The organism is Baaleninema sp. (assembly GCF_049974805.1).
Lineage (GTDB): Bacteria > Cyanobacteriota > Cyanobacteriia > Cyanobacteriales > Geitlerinemataceae > Baaleninema.
Genome location: NZ_JBNGCO010000050.1, coordinates 18437 through 32797, shown reverse-complemented (window position 1 = coordinate 32797; position 14361 = coordinate 18437). Strand labels below are relative to the sequence as shown.

At 55.2% G+C, this 14361-nt stretch carries 15 protein-coding genes; 11 read left to right on the top strand and 4 right to left on the bottom strand.

Annotated features, from left to right (window positions below; genetic code table 11):
* The first annotated feature begins 209 nt into the window (after positions 1 to 209).
* From ACP5D4_RS11455 to ACP5D4_RS11445, 3 genes are all read left to right on the top strand, one after another.
* Positions 210 to 347: a hypothetical protein gene (locus ACP5D4_RS11455; RefSeq protein ID WP_428011759.1), complete on the top strand. Its 138-nt coding sequence runs from the start codon at positions 210 to 212 to the stop codon at positions 345 to 347.
* Between the two features lie 7 nt (positions 348 to 354).
* Complete coding sequence (gene aroQ, locus ACP5D4_RS11450; RefSeq protein ID WP_428011758.1) at positions 355 to 843, top strand: type II 3-dehydroquinate dehydratase; 489 nt, start codon at positions 355 to 357, stop codon at positions 841 to 843.
* A gap of 233 nt (positions 844 to 1076) precedes the next feature.
* A complete protein-coding gene (locus ACP5D4_RS11445) occupies positions 1077 to 2063 on the top strand; it encodes a GntR family transcriptional regulator (RefSeq protein WP_428011761.1) in 987 nt (328 codons plus the stop codon).
* A gap of 95 nt (positions 2064 to 2158) precedes the next feature.
* On the opposite strand, the gene ACP5D4_RS11440 is transcribed toward ACP5D4_RS11445, so the two are convergent.
* Positions 2159 to 4138: a protein kinase domain-containing protein gene (locus ACP5D4_RS11440; protein ID WP_428011757.1), complete on the bottom strand. Its 1980-nt coding sequence runs from the start codon at positions 4136 to 4138 to the stop codon at positions 2159 to 2161.
* 447 nt (positions 4139 to 4585) lie between these two features.
* Here ACP5D4_RS11440 and ACP5D4_RS11435 point away from each other — a divergent pair, with 447 nt between their 5' ends.
* The 8 genes from ACP5D4_RS11435 (at position 4586) to ACP5D4_RS11400 (ending at position 10850) form a co-directional block, all read left to right on the top strand.
* Positions 4586 to 5365, top strand: a complete 780-nt coding sequence (locus ACP5D4_RS11435; RefSeq protein ID WP_428011756.1) for a phycobilisome rod-core linker polypeptide — start codon at positions 4586 to 4588, stop codon at positions 5363 to 5365.
* Positions 5366 to 5922: 557 nt separating this feature from the next.
* Positions 5923 to 6441, top strand: coding sequence for a phycocyanin subunit beta (locus ACP5D4_RS11430; protein ID WP_428011755.1), 519 nt, complete (start codon positions 5923 to 5925; stop codon positions 6439 to 6441).
* An 87-nt stretch (positions 6442 to 6528) separates the two neighbouring features.
* Entirely contained in the window at positions 6529 to 7017 is a 489-nt protein-coding gene (gene cpcA, locus ACP5D4_RS11425) for a phycocyanin subunit alpha (protein ID WP_428011754.1), read from the top strand.
* A gap of 121 nt (positions 7018 to 7138) precedes the next feature.
* Positions 7139 to 7954 (top strand): phycobilisome rod-core linker polypeptide, encoded by an 816-nt coding sequence (locus ACP5D4_RS11420; RefSeq protein ID WP_428011753.1) that lies wholly within the window; start codon positions 7139 to 7141, stop codon positions 7952 to 7954.
* 50 nt (positions 7955 to 8004) lie between these two features.
* On the top strand, positions 8005 to 8904 hold the full coding sequence (locus tag ACP5D4_RS11415) for a phycobilisome rod-core linker polypeptide (protein WP_428011760.1): 900 nt from the start codon (positions 8005 to 8007) through the stop codon (positions 8902 to 8904).
* A gap of 83 nt (positions 8905 to 8987) precedes the next feature.
* Complete coding sequence (locus tag ACP5D4_RS11410; protein WP_428011752.1) at positions 8988 to 9257, top strand: phycobilisome linker polypeptide; 270 nt, start codon at positions 8988 to 8990, stop codon at positions 9255 to 9257.
* Between the two features lie 59 nt (positions 9258 to 9316).
* Positions 9317 to 10108 carry a HEAT repeat domain-containing protein gene (locus ACP5D4_RS11405; protein ID WP_428011751.1) on the top strand — a complete coding sequence of 264 codons (792 nt, stop codon included), beginning with the start codon at positions 9317 to 9319 and terminating at the stop codon, positions 10106 to 10108.
* Positions 10109 to 10181: 73 nt separating this feature from the next.
* Complete coding sequence (locus ACP5D4_RS11400) at positions 10182 to 10850, top strand: HEAT repeat domain-containing protein (RefSeq protein ID WP_428011750.1); 669 nt, start codon at positions 10182 to 10184, stop codon at positions 10848 to 10850.
* A 138-nt stretch (positions 10851 to 10988) separates the two neighbouring features.
* Here the strand turns inward: ACP5D4_RS11400 and ACP5D4_RS11395 are convergent, their stop codons facing one another.
* The 3 genes from ACP5D4_RS11395 to ACP5D4_RS11385 form a co-directional block, all read right to left on the bottom strand.
* Positions 10989 to 11285, bottom strand: a complete 297-nt coding sequence (locus ACP5D4_RS11395; protein WP_428011749.1) for a DUF2103 domain-containing protein — start codon at positions 11283 to 11285, stop codon at positions 10989 to 10991.
* Positions 11286 to 11393: 108 nt separating this feature from the next.
* A complete protein-coding gene (locus ACP5D4_RS11390) occupies positions 11394 to 12362 on the bottom strand; it encodes a hypothetical protein (protein WP_428011748.1) in 969 nt (322 codons plus the stop codon).
* A 422-nt stretch (positions 12363 to 12784) separates the two neighbouring features.
* Entirely contained in the window at positions 12785 to 14029 is a 1245-nt protein-coding gene (locus ACP5D4_RS11385) for an HhoA/HhoB/HtrA family serine endopeptidase (RefSeq protein WP_428011747.1), read from the bottom strand.
* Positions 14030 to 14361: the final 332 nt, after the last annotated feature.

The window sequence follows — 14361 nt, the reverse complement described above, 5'->3', positions numbered from 1 at the left end:
GGAGATGAGGAGATGAGGAGATGAGGAGATGAGGAGATGAGGAGATGAGGAGATGAGGAGATGGGGAGCAATTATCAATTGTCAATTCAAGGACTTTGATCCTTTTTAACCATTTCGCTATGATAGATGAAGAGAACCAATCTTTGGTAGAGCTACCTTGTCTTGGCTCAGCCGGATTACTAGGCCGCACTGAAGGAGCTATCTGATTGATGGACTACATTGAAAAGGTATTGGAGAAGGTTCGGGATTGGGCGCGCAAACTGATTGAATCTTTGTTAGGGCCTGACGTTCAACCCGAAGTCGAACCCATTCCAATTCCCGTTGACGATCGCCGAATTCGTCGGTAGTCTATTGGTGTCCTCGGCATCACCGGGCTGGCTGAAGGCGCTCGTCCTACACGGGCCCAATTTAAATCTTTTAGGCCAGCGAGAACCCAACGTCTACGGCTCAGTTACGCTAGATGAAATCGATCGACTGATCGATCGAGAAGCACGGACTTTACAAGTTAAAGTTTCGTGCTTTCAGTCTAACAGCGAAGGTGGGCTAGTCGATGCCATCCAACAGGCTTGGGGGCAGTACGACGGATTGTTGATCAACCCCGCCGCGTACACCCATACGAGCGTGGCACTACGAGACGCGATCGCGGCGGTAAAAATTCCCACTGTGGAAGTTCATTTGAGCAATATCCACCAGCGAGAGGCGTTTCGCCATCACTCTTATATCGCACCCGTCGCCGTCGGACAAATTAGCGGCTTCGGATATTACAGTTACATTCTCGGACTCCACGCCCTAACTCGCCATCTGCGCGATCGACAATCGCCCAAATCAGAACGTCCAGAATAGCGATTTAAGTTTCCCTGTAACCCTCTCGTTACAGGGTTTTACATCGATGTTGAAATTATTGATTTAAAATTCAATTTTCGTCAAGTCTTCGGGTTCTCAATCTGTTTCTGGTGTGGTGAATACCGATCCAAACCGGATTTTCCATCCCCTCAACCCTCAAATCGGCGGTGTAAAATAGGCTTACAGCCGCGTCGCCGTTGCGACGTTACCAGTGTGTTAGGGGCAGTCTGAACATCGTGAAATTTCACATTCAACCCGACAGCGATATTCCCGCGTCGAACCAACTCTTCAACCAAATTCGGTTCGCCATCGCCTCGCGCCAGTTTCCGCCGGGACACCGACTCCCAAGTACCCGACAACTGGCGATGCAAACTGGCTTGCACCGCAATACCATCAGCAAAGTCTATCGCCAACTCGAAGACATTGGCTTAGTCGAGGCTCAAGCGGGTTCTGGGATTTACGTGCGGGCGCGAGGACACGAAGAAGGCGGCACTCACCTCGGTTCGCCTATCTTAGAGCAGTACCCCGAAGCCCAGGCTATGGTCAAACGGGGATTGGACGAACTCATCGAACTGGGCTGTTCCCTCAACGAAGCCCGAGAACTGTTACTCGGTGAAATCGACTGGCGGCTTCGCTGTAGCGCCCGCGTGTTGGTGACAGCGCCGCTGCAAGACATCGGCGTGGGCGAGTTGATGGCGCAGGAACTCGAACAAGCCCTGAAAATTCCGGTGCAGTTGGTACCGATGGAAGAGTTGGCGGAGGTCTTGGAAAAAGCCCACTCGGGAACCGTCGTGACGAGTCGGTATTTTATCGGCGAGGCTGAATCCATCGCCGCCCCCCGTTCGGTTCGCGTGATTCCCATCGATATTTACGATTACGCCAAGGAAACCGAGTTGGTGAAAGACTTACCGAAAGATAGCTGTTTGGGACTCGTCAGCATCAGTTCGGGTTTGCTGCGAGCGGCTGAGGTCATCGTTCACAGTTTGCGGGGAGATGATTTGTTGGTGATTACCACGCAACTGGGCAATACCTATAAATTAAATGCAATGGTGCGGAGCGCCCGCACGATTATTTGCGATCGCGCCAGTCTCGATTCCGTCAAAGCCTCCATTCAAGCGGCTCGCGACGATTTAATCCGTCCGCCGCAAGTCACTTGCTTTGAAAACTACATCAGCAATCAATCCATTTCCTTACTCAAGCGAGAACTGGGTTTGGATTAGTCGAGATGGGCAGAAACCCAATCAGTCCGGCGAAACCCCCTGGAATACGGAATCCGTTTCCGATGGGAAACAGATTCCCGACCCAATCCGCAAATCTATCGATTGAACATCTGCAAATCCAAGACTTTCACCGTACTGTCAAACCCGCCACTGACCAAACGGCGACCGTCGGGACTGAAGGCTAAATCCACCCAACCGGCGTGTTGTTCGAGTTGACCGACGATCGCGCCCGTATCGGTGTCCCACAAGAAAATCGTGCCATCGACATCCGCAGTAGCGAGAAGATATTTCCCTCGCCGCGAATTCCCCATCGGTTGCGGACTGAACGCCAAGGACTGCACGAGATTGTCGTGATTGGTCAAAACCCGCAAACGGCGACCGTTCCCCAGATCCCAAATTTGCACGTAACCGTCGGCGCTTCCCGTGGCGACGGTTTGACCGTCGGGACTGACCGCCACCGACCACACAGGAACGTTGAGATAGGCCAGGGTTTTCAAATACTGCCCCGTCTGCCAATCCCAGAGTTTTACGGTTCCGTCTTCGCTGGCGGTGACGAGGACGCGACCGTTGGGGCTAAAGGCCAGGGATTTCACCTCGTCCCGGTGTCCGCTGAGGGTGTGGAGGGGGGTCGAGGTGCGATCGCGCGGCGAAGGGGTAGCGTCCCAGATTTTTACCTTCCCGTCGGCGCTGGCGGTGGCGAGAACCCGACCGTCTGGACTGAAGGCGATGTCGTAGATTTCCGCGTCGTGACCGTTCCAGGTGGCGATTAACTCTCCTGTTTGACGGTTCCACAGGCGAACGGTGCGGTCTTCGCCAGCGGTGGCCACGGTGCGATTGTCGGGACTGACGGCTACGGACCAAATGGGGGCGCTGTGGCCGGCGAAACTCAACTGGGCGGCACAGTTTCCGTCGAGACAGTTACGATCGAGATTTCGTAGGTCGATCGATCCTGTAGAAGTTCCGGTCACGATCGATCGACCGTCGGGACTGACGGCTACCGACCACACCGGGCTGGTATCTCGGGCGAGGGTTTTCAGCGGTAAGGCGGTTTCCAGTTGGGGTTTTACGGGTTTGTGGTGAATCCGAGGCGCAACTTCGGATTGGTTGGCGACGGGTTGGGGTCGATCGCTCCACCACAGTTGTAAGAGACTGCTGCCGAAGGAAACTGCTAACAAGGCCAATAGGGCGGGACGGGCGAGCAGTAACGAGGTTAGTAAAGGGGTTCGATCGCGGCGGTGGAGGTCTTTTAAGACCGCCTTGGCGTTGGGGTAGCGTTTGGGGAGTTCTCGCGCCACCATGCGATCGAGAATTGCCGCTAAGCGATCGCTGAGGGGGTAGCGACAGCGACTCCGCCAGTTCCAAATATCGTTGCGATCGTCGTACAACTCGAACGGCGAGAGGTCGGTCAGTAAATAGAGACAAGTGACGCCGAGACTATATAAATCGCTTTGAGGTAGGGGGCGTCCTTGGAGTTGTTCCGGGGCGGCGTATTCTGCCGAACCCGTTAGGGAGTCTTGGGAACTGGGGACGGCGTGACTGTGGAGGGAGCCGAAATCTACGAGAATCCAGCGGTTGTCTGATTGGCGACGGATGAGGTTCTGGGGCTTGATGTCCCGGTGAACGAGTTTTTTGTCGTGCAGGTCGCCGAGGACTGGGAGAACGTCATCTAGAAGCTGTTGGATTTGTGTTTCGTTCCAGGGGCCGGACTCGAGGACTTGTTGGTGGGCGCTTTGCCCCATGACGTACTCTTGGACGAGGTACTGTCGGCCGTCTCGATCGAAACTTGCCAGCAAGCTGGGGATGTGGGGATGTTGGCTTAACTGTTCCCAACGCACGAGGGTCTCGCGAGATAAGGGAGCGTCCGCCGGACGAGCGGCGACGGCGCAAAAGGTTTGCGTCGGCTTGTGTTCGTCGGCGACGAAGAAGGTGCGGGCGCTCGGGTGTTGGCTGAGGGCAGTTAGCACGCGATAGCGCCCCGCGATCGCCATAGACGGTTGTAAGTCTACAGGTACGGCCTCCGAGCCGCTGGGGGAAATGGAACGGGGGTCGGGTTGAGAATGAAAGTGTTCGCTCATGGTTTGGAAACAGCGTGCCGATGCTGTCTATGTTACCGAGGGATTTCAGGGATCGCATCCGTTCGCGCTGGCGATTCGAGGACTGGCGAGAAAATGTCAATAAACGATCGACTGATGTAGAAATGTAACGAAAATCGAGGGGCGGTCGTATCCGTGGAACGGTTCCATTGTAGGGAAGTTCGAGCTGGGTGGCGATCGAATGTAAAGTTTGGTTTCAAGGTAACTATTGAGCTACATCACAAATAATTTATTTATGTAACATTTACGACCGTTAAGCTGGACTCGATCGACACGGCCTCCTACAGTGAGAAACAATCAACCGTTACAAAGGTTTGATTTTTCGACTCACTCCAGTCGCGTTGCCACTCCAAAGGATATTTTCCCGAGGAGAGTCAACCCGAAAGATCCCAGTTTGACCTGAGATCGTTTTCTTTGCGGAGGTTTTTTATGACGCTCCCTTTGCTGAGTTATTCTCCCTCGAGTCAAAACCAGCGCGTGACTGGCTACGAAGTGCCAGGAGACGAACAACCGCGAATTTACTCGACGAGCGACGCCCTCAGCGGCGCAGAAATGGACGAGTTGATTCGCGCGGCGTACCGCCAGATTTTCAACGAACAGCAAATCCTCGAATATAACCGCCAACAGGCTCTCGAGTCTCAGTTGCGGTACGGCGAAATCTCTGTAAGAGATTTCATTCGGGGGCTGGCCACCTCAGACGTATTCCGTCGGTACAACTACGAGGCGAACAATAACTATCGCTTCGCCCAGATGTGCCTGAGACGATTGCTCGGACGGGATGCGTATAACGAGCGAGAAAAACTGGCCTGGTCGATTGTCTTGGCCACGCAAGGACTCCAGGGATTTATCGAAGCGCTCCTCGATAGCGAAGAGTATCTGACCCAGTTCGGAGACGATACCGTTCCCTATCAACGACGGCGCGTTTTACCTCAGCGCGATCGCGGCGAATTACCGTTCGAGCGGATGCCGCGTTACGGCGACGACTATCGAGCTTTTCTCGAATCCTTGGGATATTTTTCGCAAGAAGCGCGAAGTTTTCCTTGGATGCGGGGATCGTATGTTTGTCCGCCGCCGCGTTGGGATTGGCAGAAATCGCCGTCTCCGACGGCAGTACGTCTGTGGAACGCTCTAGCGGCTACTGGCGGCGTACTGTTAACTTTGGGGACGATCGCGGTCGCTTTGGCCGCTTGGGGCGTTATTGGATTGTAACGTTTCCCCCTGCCAAACATTGCGAGTTACGAAGTTTCTGAGGATTTCCGAGATCTTAGGGCGAACGACTTAACCGATCGTCAAACGGGTGTGGGTGAAAAATTTTGCCCAACGCCTATTGTGGCGATGCTGTCGAGTTCCCGTCCTCTCGAGTGTTTCTCGAAGGAGACCTGGGAGAAAACCCGCGATCGCAGCGGCCGTCTCTCCCCTCGAGCGTTCGATTCCCTTTTACTCAAAATCTTTACAAAACGTAACTCAAAAACACTCGGTAGCAGTGTATAAAGTTTATCGGAAGGACACGAACGACAAGTAAAAATTGAGTTTCAGCCGTTCGTTGCTTCTCTCATATAACAGTCCGATTTTCTCAGTTTTCCGAGAAAAGCCATCGGGAGTCGAAAAGACAACTCCGAGGGGGACAAAAAAGAGAGAGCGACTCTAGCGAAACCTCAACGCAAAAACTTGTCAGTCGTCCCGGGTTCCGTCTAGGAGCCAAAGCGATAACAGATCTCGTTTGAATCTAGACCAAGCCCATCTCAAAACAAGTAGGAGATTCATTCATGTTCGACGCATTCACTAAGGTCGTTTCTCAAGCTGACGCTCGTGGCGAATACCTCTCTGCCAGCCAGCTCGACGCGCTGCAACAAATGGTTGCTGACAGCAACAAACGCATTGACGCTGTCAACCGCATCACGAGCAACGCTTCCACGATTGTCTCCAACGCCGCTCGCGCCCTGTTCGCCGAGCAACCCCAACTGATCGCTCCGGGTGGAAACGCTTACACCAACCGTCGCATGGCTGCTTGCTTGCGCGACATGGAAATCATCCTGCGCTACGTCACCTACGCGGTCTTCTCCGGCGATGCCAGCGTTCTGGACGATCGTTGCTTGAACGGTCTGCGTGAAACCTACGTAGCTCTCGGAACCCCCGGTGCTTCCGTGGCCGTTGGCGTTCAAAAAATGAAAGAAGCGGCTCTGCAAATCGTTGGCGATCCCGCTGGAATCACCCCCGGAGATTGCAGCAGCCTGATGTCTGAAATCGGCACCTACTTCGATCGCGCTGCTGCTGCTGTTGCGTAGTTCGCACAGTAGTCCAGCGAGCTATCGTCCGCTTGGCGGACATCTGAATTTGAAAACCGTTTTGACAGTCAAAAAGGAGATTACTCAATGAAGACCCCGTTAACCGAAGCAGTCGCTGCAGCAGATTCTCAAGGTCGCTTCCTCAGCAGCACCGAACTCCAAGTTGCGTTCGGTCGCTACCGTCAAGCCAATGCCGGCTTGCAAGCCGCTCGTCAACTGACTGACAAAGCTCAGTCTCTCGTAGACGGCGCTGCTCAAGCGGTGTATAACAAATTCCCTTACACCACCCAAATGCAAGGCGCCAACTACGCTTCTACCCCCGAAGGGAAAGCGAAGTGCGCTCGTGACATCGGCTACTACCTGCGTATGGTGACCTACTGCCTCGTGGCTGGCGGTACGGGCCCGATGGATGAATACCTCGTTGCTGGTCTCGACGAAATCAACCGCACCTTCGAACTCTCTCCGAGCTGGTACGTTGAAGCCCTGAAATACATCAAGGCTAACCACGGTCTGAGCGGAGATTCTGCCGTCGAAGCGAACTCCTACATCGACTACGCGATTAACGCTCTGAGCTAGATCGCTTTTTCTAGCCCGGAACGGCAAGCGGCTACCAGCATTGCGCTCGCAGTTGTTTGTTGTTCCGGGCTGTTTTTATATCCATCATTCATTCGTCGTTAAACAACGAGAGGTTAGTCCCATGGCGATTACTGTAGCCGCATCTCGATTGGGTACCTCTGCCTTTTCAGATGCTAACCGCATCGAACTGCGCCCCAACTGGAGCGAAGACGACGCGAAAGTTGCCATTCGCGCTGTCTATCGCCAGTTGCTCGGCAACGAATACGTGATGAGTTCGGAACGGCTCGAAAGTGCCGAATCGCTCCTGTGCGACGGGAGCATCAGCGTCAAAGACTTCGTGCGTGCCGTCGCCAAATCCGAGCTTTACAAAACCAAGTTTTTCTACAACAATTTCCAAACTCGGTTTACCGAACTCAACTACAAACACTTACTCGGTCGCGCCCCCTACGACGAAGCCGAAATCGCGTTTCACAACGATCTCTACCAAAACGAAGGGTACGACGCCGACATCGATTCCTATATCGACTCGGAAGAGTATCAGGAATGTTTTGGCGAGAACGTGGTGCCGTACTATCGCGGTTTCGAGACTCAACGGGGACAGAAAACCGTTGGTTTCAGCCGGATGTTCCAACTATATCGCGGCTATGCCAACAGCGATCGCGCCCAACGGCAAAGCCAAGGCTGGCTGACCTGGGAACTGGCACGGAACCTGTCTTCTCCCGTGCGGACGCCCGCGACGCGGCAAGTGCTTTCCGGCGGAACCGGGGGCGCCCGCGAACAGCGGTATCGCGTGCGGGTGTTGCAATCGGCAACCCGTCGCGGTCCCCAAGTCCGTCAGCTGACGACCGAATACGTCGTCTCTTACGACAGCCTCTCCGCGCAGCTACAACGCATCAACCGTTCGGGCGGTCGCGTGATTAGCGTGACGCCCGCTTGAGCGTTAAAGCTGCCTTTGCAGATAACGCCACCGAACAGGAGGATTTGAATTTGGCTATTACCACAGCAGCATCGCGTTTAGGCACGTCTGCCTTTACAGATGCCTCGCCCGTCGAACTGCGTCCGAACTGGACGGAAGCCGACGCGCAGATGGCGATTCGAGCGGTTTACCGCCAGTTACTCGGTAACGATTACGTTATGGCCTCCGAGCGACTGACGAGTGCCGAATCGCTCCTGTGCGACGGCAGTATTACCGTCCGCGAGTTCGTTCGCGCCGTGGCGAAATCTGAATTATACAAGAAGAAGTTCTTCTACAACAGTTTTCAGACCCGGTTTATCGAGCTTAACTGCAAGCACTTGTTCGGCCGCGCCCCCTTAGACGAAGCTGAAGTCGTCGAGCATCTCGATCGCTATCAAAACGAAGGCTACGACGCCGATATCGATTCCTACATCGATTCGGTCGAGTACACCGAAAACTTCGGCGAAAACGTGGTGCCGTACTATCGCGGTTTCGAGACCCAGTGGGGACAAAAAACCGTGGGCTTTACCCGGATGTTCCAACTGTATCGCGGTTACGCCAACAGCGATCGCGCTCAACTGCGCGGTACCGAATCGCGCTTAGCCGGCGAACTGGCTCGCAACCAAGCCTCCGCCGTAGTCGGTCCTTCGGGTTCCAACGACGGTTGGGCCTATCGTCCCTCGAAAGCGGGCGTTGCCCCCTCTCGCTCCTTTGGTTTCGGCGGTATCGGCGATTCTGCCAATCGCGTGTATCGCGTCGAAGTCACCAAACTGTTGGGACGCAACTATCCCAACAATCTCCGCCGTGGCGGAACGCCGACCGTGCGTCGCAGCTCTCGGGCGTTTTTCGTACCTTACGATCGCCTCTCGGAAACCCTGCAACGCATCCAACGGGAAGGCGGAAAAGTTGCCAGCATCAAACCGGCTAACTAGGTCGAGTTTGATGCGTTAGATCGCATCAGTGCGGGGCTTCGTCCCCGCACGCCAATCGGTAGATTGAAGGAGTCTCAAACACCATGATGGGTTCTACAGCTATTGGCGGAACCGCTAACACCCCCTCGGGCGGTCGCCTGTTTCGCTATGAAGTTCGCGGCCTGCGACAAAATCCGGAAACGGACAAAAACGGCTATCCGATTCGGAGCAGCGATACTGTGGTCTTCACGGTTCCCTACAGCCGCATGAATCAAGAAATGCAGCGCATTACCCGCATGGGTGGCGAAATCGTGAAGATCGAACCCGTTTCGTTTGACCCGAACGCTTCTTCTGAAGGAGAATCAGAAGGTTAGGTTCAACGCAGTCTTTCATGCAACCGTCATCCCAGGTTGACGCGATCCCTGCCGAATCGATGACGATCGAGCAGGCGATCGCGAACCTCAAACAAACCCAAGACCCCAGCACCCGCTATTATGCCGCTTGGTGGCTGGGGAAATTTCGCGTGCGCGAAAACGCCGCCATCGAAGCCTTAATCGAGTCCCTGTCCGACGAGATCGATCGATCCCCCGACGGCGGCTATCCTCTGCGACGCAACGCCGCCAAAGCCCTCGGAAAACTCGGGGATTCCCGCGCCGTCCCGCCCCTCATCGAGAGTTTAAGCTGTTCGGACTACTACGTGCGCGAATCCGCCGCCCAAGCCCTCGAAGAACTCCGCGACGCCCAAGCCGTTCCCGCTCTCGTCAAACTCCTCGAAGGAGGGGTGGAAGCGGCGGTGTTCGTTCCCGGCAAACCCCACCTCGTACAGCCCTACGACGCCGTGTTAGAAGCCCTCGGCGCCCTCCACGCCACCGAGACTATCCCCTCGGTGATGCCGTTTTTAGAGCATCCCGTTCCCCGCGTGCAGTACGCCGCCTCTCGCGCTCTGTACCAACTGACGGGAGACACCCAGTACGGCGATCGCTTAGTTAAAGCCCTGCGAGAACGGGATTTACAACTGCGGCGTTCCGCTCTCATGGATTTGGGCGCCATCGGCTATCTCGACGCAGCCAAGCCAATTTCAGAAACCCTGGCCGAAAACAGCCTCAAACTCATCGCCCTCAAAGGCATTCTCGAACGCCACCTCGACGAACCCCTCGACGAGGGTACGCCCCAACTTGACGATCGCGCGATCGAGGTCATGCAGTATATGGATCGCTTGTTGTAGGGCGCTAATAACATAGAATTGTATTTTTGTCAAGACAAACCGCGTCCGTTTGTCGATAGTCGTTCTGCTCTCCATGTCGCAACCACAGACCGCTCATTCCCCCACCATGTCCGTCGAAGCCCTGATTGCCGAGATCGATCGCGCCGACTCCGCCGCCAGTCTCCTCGCGGCCGTTCGCGCCCTGGCCGAAGCACAGAACGAAGCCGCCATCCCGACGTTAATTCGCGTTTTAGGATTCAACAATCCCGGTGCGGCTGTCGCGGCGGTTGGTGGCTTAGTCAGGATCGGCAAACCTGCCGTCGTGCCGCTACTCGAACAACTCGACGGCTACAATTACGGCGCGAGAGCCTGGGCGATTCGGGCGTTATCGGAAATTCGCGACCCCCGCGCCCTCGATATCCTCGTGGGGGCGGCGAGCGATTTCGCCCTCAGCGTGCGTCGCGCGGCGGCCAAAGGTTTGGGGTTTCTGCGTTGGGAAGACCTCGAAGCAGAAGAGCGCCCCACCTGCCAACAAAAAGCCCTAGAAACCCTGTTGCAAACCACTCAAGACCCCGAATGGGTGGTGCGTTACGCAGCTATCGTTGGCTTAGAAACCTTGGGGGCAAATCTCACCCCCACTTTAAGCGATCGACTCGATGGGATTTCCACTTGTTTCGAGGGTCTCCAGGGAACAGACGACGAACTGGCCGTTCGCGCCCGCGCGTCGCTGGCTCGGGGAAGACTGCAGAGAATTGATAATTGACAATTTCTCCCCCTTGTCGGTCAAGAAACCCGGTTTCTCGTTCGTATAAGAAACCGGATTTCTGCGTAAGTCCTAGAGGTTTAAGCCAGAATCCATTTGGCCAGACGCTTTAAAAACAACCCGGACAAGGACGTGAAATCAGCGATTTAAAATCTGGGTGAGGGTGGTTTCCAACTCTCCTTTCGAGAGGGTCGTCAACACGAACACCTCTTGTACCGTTTTGCCATACCGGGCGATCGCCTTAAAACCGCCGCGAATCGGCACCGATATCCGTACCTTCAACTTGGGGACGTGACCCTTGGCGCGGCTGAGGACGCCCGGTGTGACCGTGCGGATACCGCGATGTTGGACGAGACGTTCCAAAATGGGAATCAAACCATCGAGGTGAGTCGAGTGGTTAAGAACTAAGCGGCCGCGATCGTCAGAATGACTCATAGTTAAACGTAAAAAATCGTGAGGAGAACAGGTTCGATCGTACCCGAAACCAAGAACCCGGCCTCCACAGCAGTGATGCCGGAGACACCGGGTTCTCTCGATGACGAGTTAGGATTTCGATGGCGAATCGCCCGACTTACGGGGAGATTCCACCGTGCGACGGGGGCGATCGCTACCTCCTTTCTGAGGGCGACTGTTTCCGTGCGGTCGGCCGCCGCCCTTGCGTTTGAAGGGTTTGCGCGAGCCACCTTTACCTTTGCGATGCCCTCCCGAACGGCGTTTCGGAGGCATCGGACCCATATCGCTACCGCTGCGAATTACGAGGTCTTCCCCTTGTCGGATAACGTCGAATTCCCAGAAGTGCCGCAATAGCTTACCTTCGGGACAGCCAGTCAACTGAACTTTGAAAAACTTGGGCGGTTGCTTGGGTTTGCGGGGGGCTTGTCGAATTTTGACGACGACACAGTTTCGCTCTTGGGAGCAAAAAATGACTTCGCCGCGAATCGAAAAATAGCCGTCTTCGACTTCCGAGGCGGGAATCGGTTTTAACTGAGAATTGTCTTCGTCTTCCTCCTGATGGAGCGTTTCCGGTTCCCAGACGCCCACAATTTGTAAATGTAACTGACCGTCCTTTTGTCCGGTGCGTGGATAAACAACCCAGAGGTGATCCTGTTCCAGGTCGATGTGGTTTTTCACCAAACTGAGGACGCGACCGAGTAACACCGCTTGTACGTTGCCGTCGGCGGTGGCGATTTCACCCCGCGATACCTGTTCCTCCGAGGGAAGGTAACGACCGCGAACGACGCCGATGGCGCGATATTGCTTCGGTTCGCTCGGTGCGGGAATCGGCGCCGGACGTTCCGGGGGTTTGGGTTCGTCCGCCTCCGGTTGCGAGGTGGCTTTCGGGGGGGAAGGCGGTGCGGGAGGCCGGGGGGGTTCCGGTTTGCGCGGCGGTGTGGGACGGTGGAGTCCTTCGGAAGCGTTCGGGGATTCCGACGCTCGAGCCTCGGTAGAGGGGTCGATCGCAGCCGACACCGTATCGTTAGAATTTGAAAACTGATGAGAAGAGGAACTCATAAAGCCTCCTGAGAGCGGAGATACATCCTTAGCGGAGTTGTCAAGCACGCCAAACCCCAGCTCGAGAACGCCGATTCGATGGTGGCTTTCTCTCTTGGGGGTTCGTCATTCCAACTCGCGGCCGACAATAAGCCAATACTTAAGTATTAGTCTGCCTATTGTACTAAATGCAATTCTGCCTTGAGAGAGTCCGCAACGTTTGAGAAGTTTTTTGAAAAAAAAATTGCAGTTTTCCAGCAAACTGCAATTTTTAGGCGAATTTTTGCGTTTTCTTTCCCCGCTCTCCCGACTCAACGCCCCCAGCTTTAAAAGATCCTAGGTGAGGCAAAACACCCAACATCGAAACTTGGTTGCCGTGGGATTCTACGACGAGACATATACCATATTTAATTAATTTTGTCAAGTCTTGGGTCTCGCTTGTTTTATCGCTGAGCGTCGTTTAAAGCCCCCGTGCGAACCTCTAACGTCAGGGTTTCGCCGTTCCGTTTGAGTTCCAGCCTTAAGGTCTGGCCGACATCCACATCGGCCACCGCTTGCTGAACTTCGTCGGCCGTTGTGACCGTTTTACCGTCAATGGAGAGCAAGACATCGCCCGCCCGGAGTCCCGCTTCAGCGGCGGGAGAATTCGCCATCACGCGGACGATGAGGATACCCTCGTCTTCTTCGACGGTTAAGCCGCTGTTGGGATTGCGGTTGAGATTGTTTTTGATTTCTGGGGTCAGCGTCACCATTTGAATGCCCAGATAGGGATGTCGCACGCGCCCGGTGGCGATGAGTTCTTCGGCGATGCGAGAGACGGTGTTGGCGGGAATGGCAAAGCCGAGACCTTGGGCGTTTTGAATGATGGCGGTGTTCATACCGATCGCTTCGCCGTTCTGGTTGAGCAGCGGGCCGCCAGAGTTGCCGGGATTGATGGCGGCGTCAGTTTGGATGAACTCGACGCGCTTATCGGGGACGCCGATTTCGCTGCTCGATCGACCCGTGGCGCTAATAATCCCCGTCGTCACCGTATTGTCGAGACCGAGGGGGTTGCCGATGGCGATCGCCCATTCTCCCGGTTGCAAATTGTCGGAATCGGCGAATTTCAAGGTGGGTAGGTTGTCGGCGTCGATTTTCACCACCGCCACGTCCGTAATCGGGTCGCTGCCAATCACGCGGCCGTCGAAGCTGCGACCGTCTTTGAGGGTAACCGTTACAGTGTCCGCTCCCTCCACCACATGAGCGTTGGTGACGATGTGACCGTCGGCGTTGAGAACGAAACCGGAACCCGACCCCCGTTGAACCCGTTCTTGGGGCATTTGAGGGACGCCGAAAAACTGCCGGAAAAAGGGGTCTTCAAAGGGGGTAAGACCTTGAGGGGATGTGACTGTGCGTTCGGCGTCGATGCGAACCACCGCCGGCCCGACTCGGTTCACCACGTCCGTGACGAAGTTCGTCGGCGTCAGGGGGGCGGCGGTTTCCGGGGGCGTTGGGGTGGGATCGGGGGGCGTCTCGGTGTTGGCAGTAGAGACGATCGCCCCCGAGTTAGACTCGGCTGTATTGGTCTGCGCCACGGGGGGAGAAGACGTTAAAGTATCCTTCGCCACCCAAGCCACGCCGCCGCCGAGGAGAAACACGGCGAGATAGGCTAGGGCGCGGAATTGGGGAGAAGAAGAGGGCTGTGACACGGTTGAATGGGGCGTTTTAGAGGTATAACGCTCGGATAGATGCGGTTTGGATAAGTTGGATAACGGCAAAATAGATTCACCTCTCAATTCGATGTTAGCTAAAAAGAGAGAAACGCAAACCTTAAAACGATCGCGTGTCAGTCAAGAAACCTGGTTTCTCGCTCTAGCCCTGACGCTGAAATCACAGAATTCGTTTAAAAAACTGGGTTTCTGCCTAAGTCCTACATTCAACGATCGCCTGGAGAAAAAGGTCAGTCCGAGTCTGACTGGGTGTGAGGAGCGCCGGATTTGAGGAACCGACCCATTGGGCTAACTCGCTCGGACTGACTGTT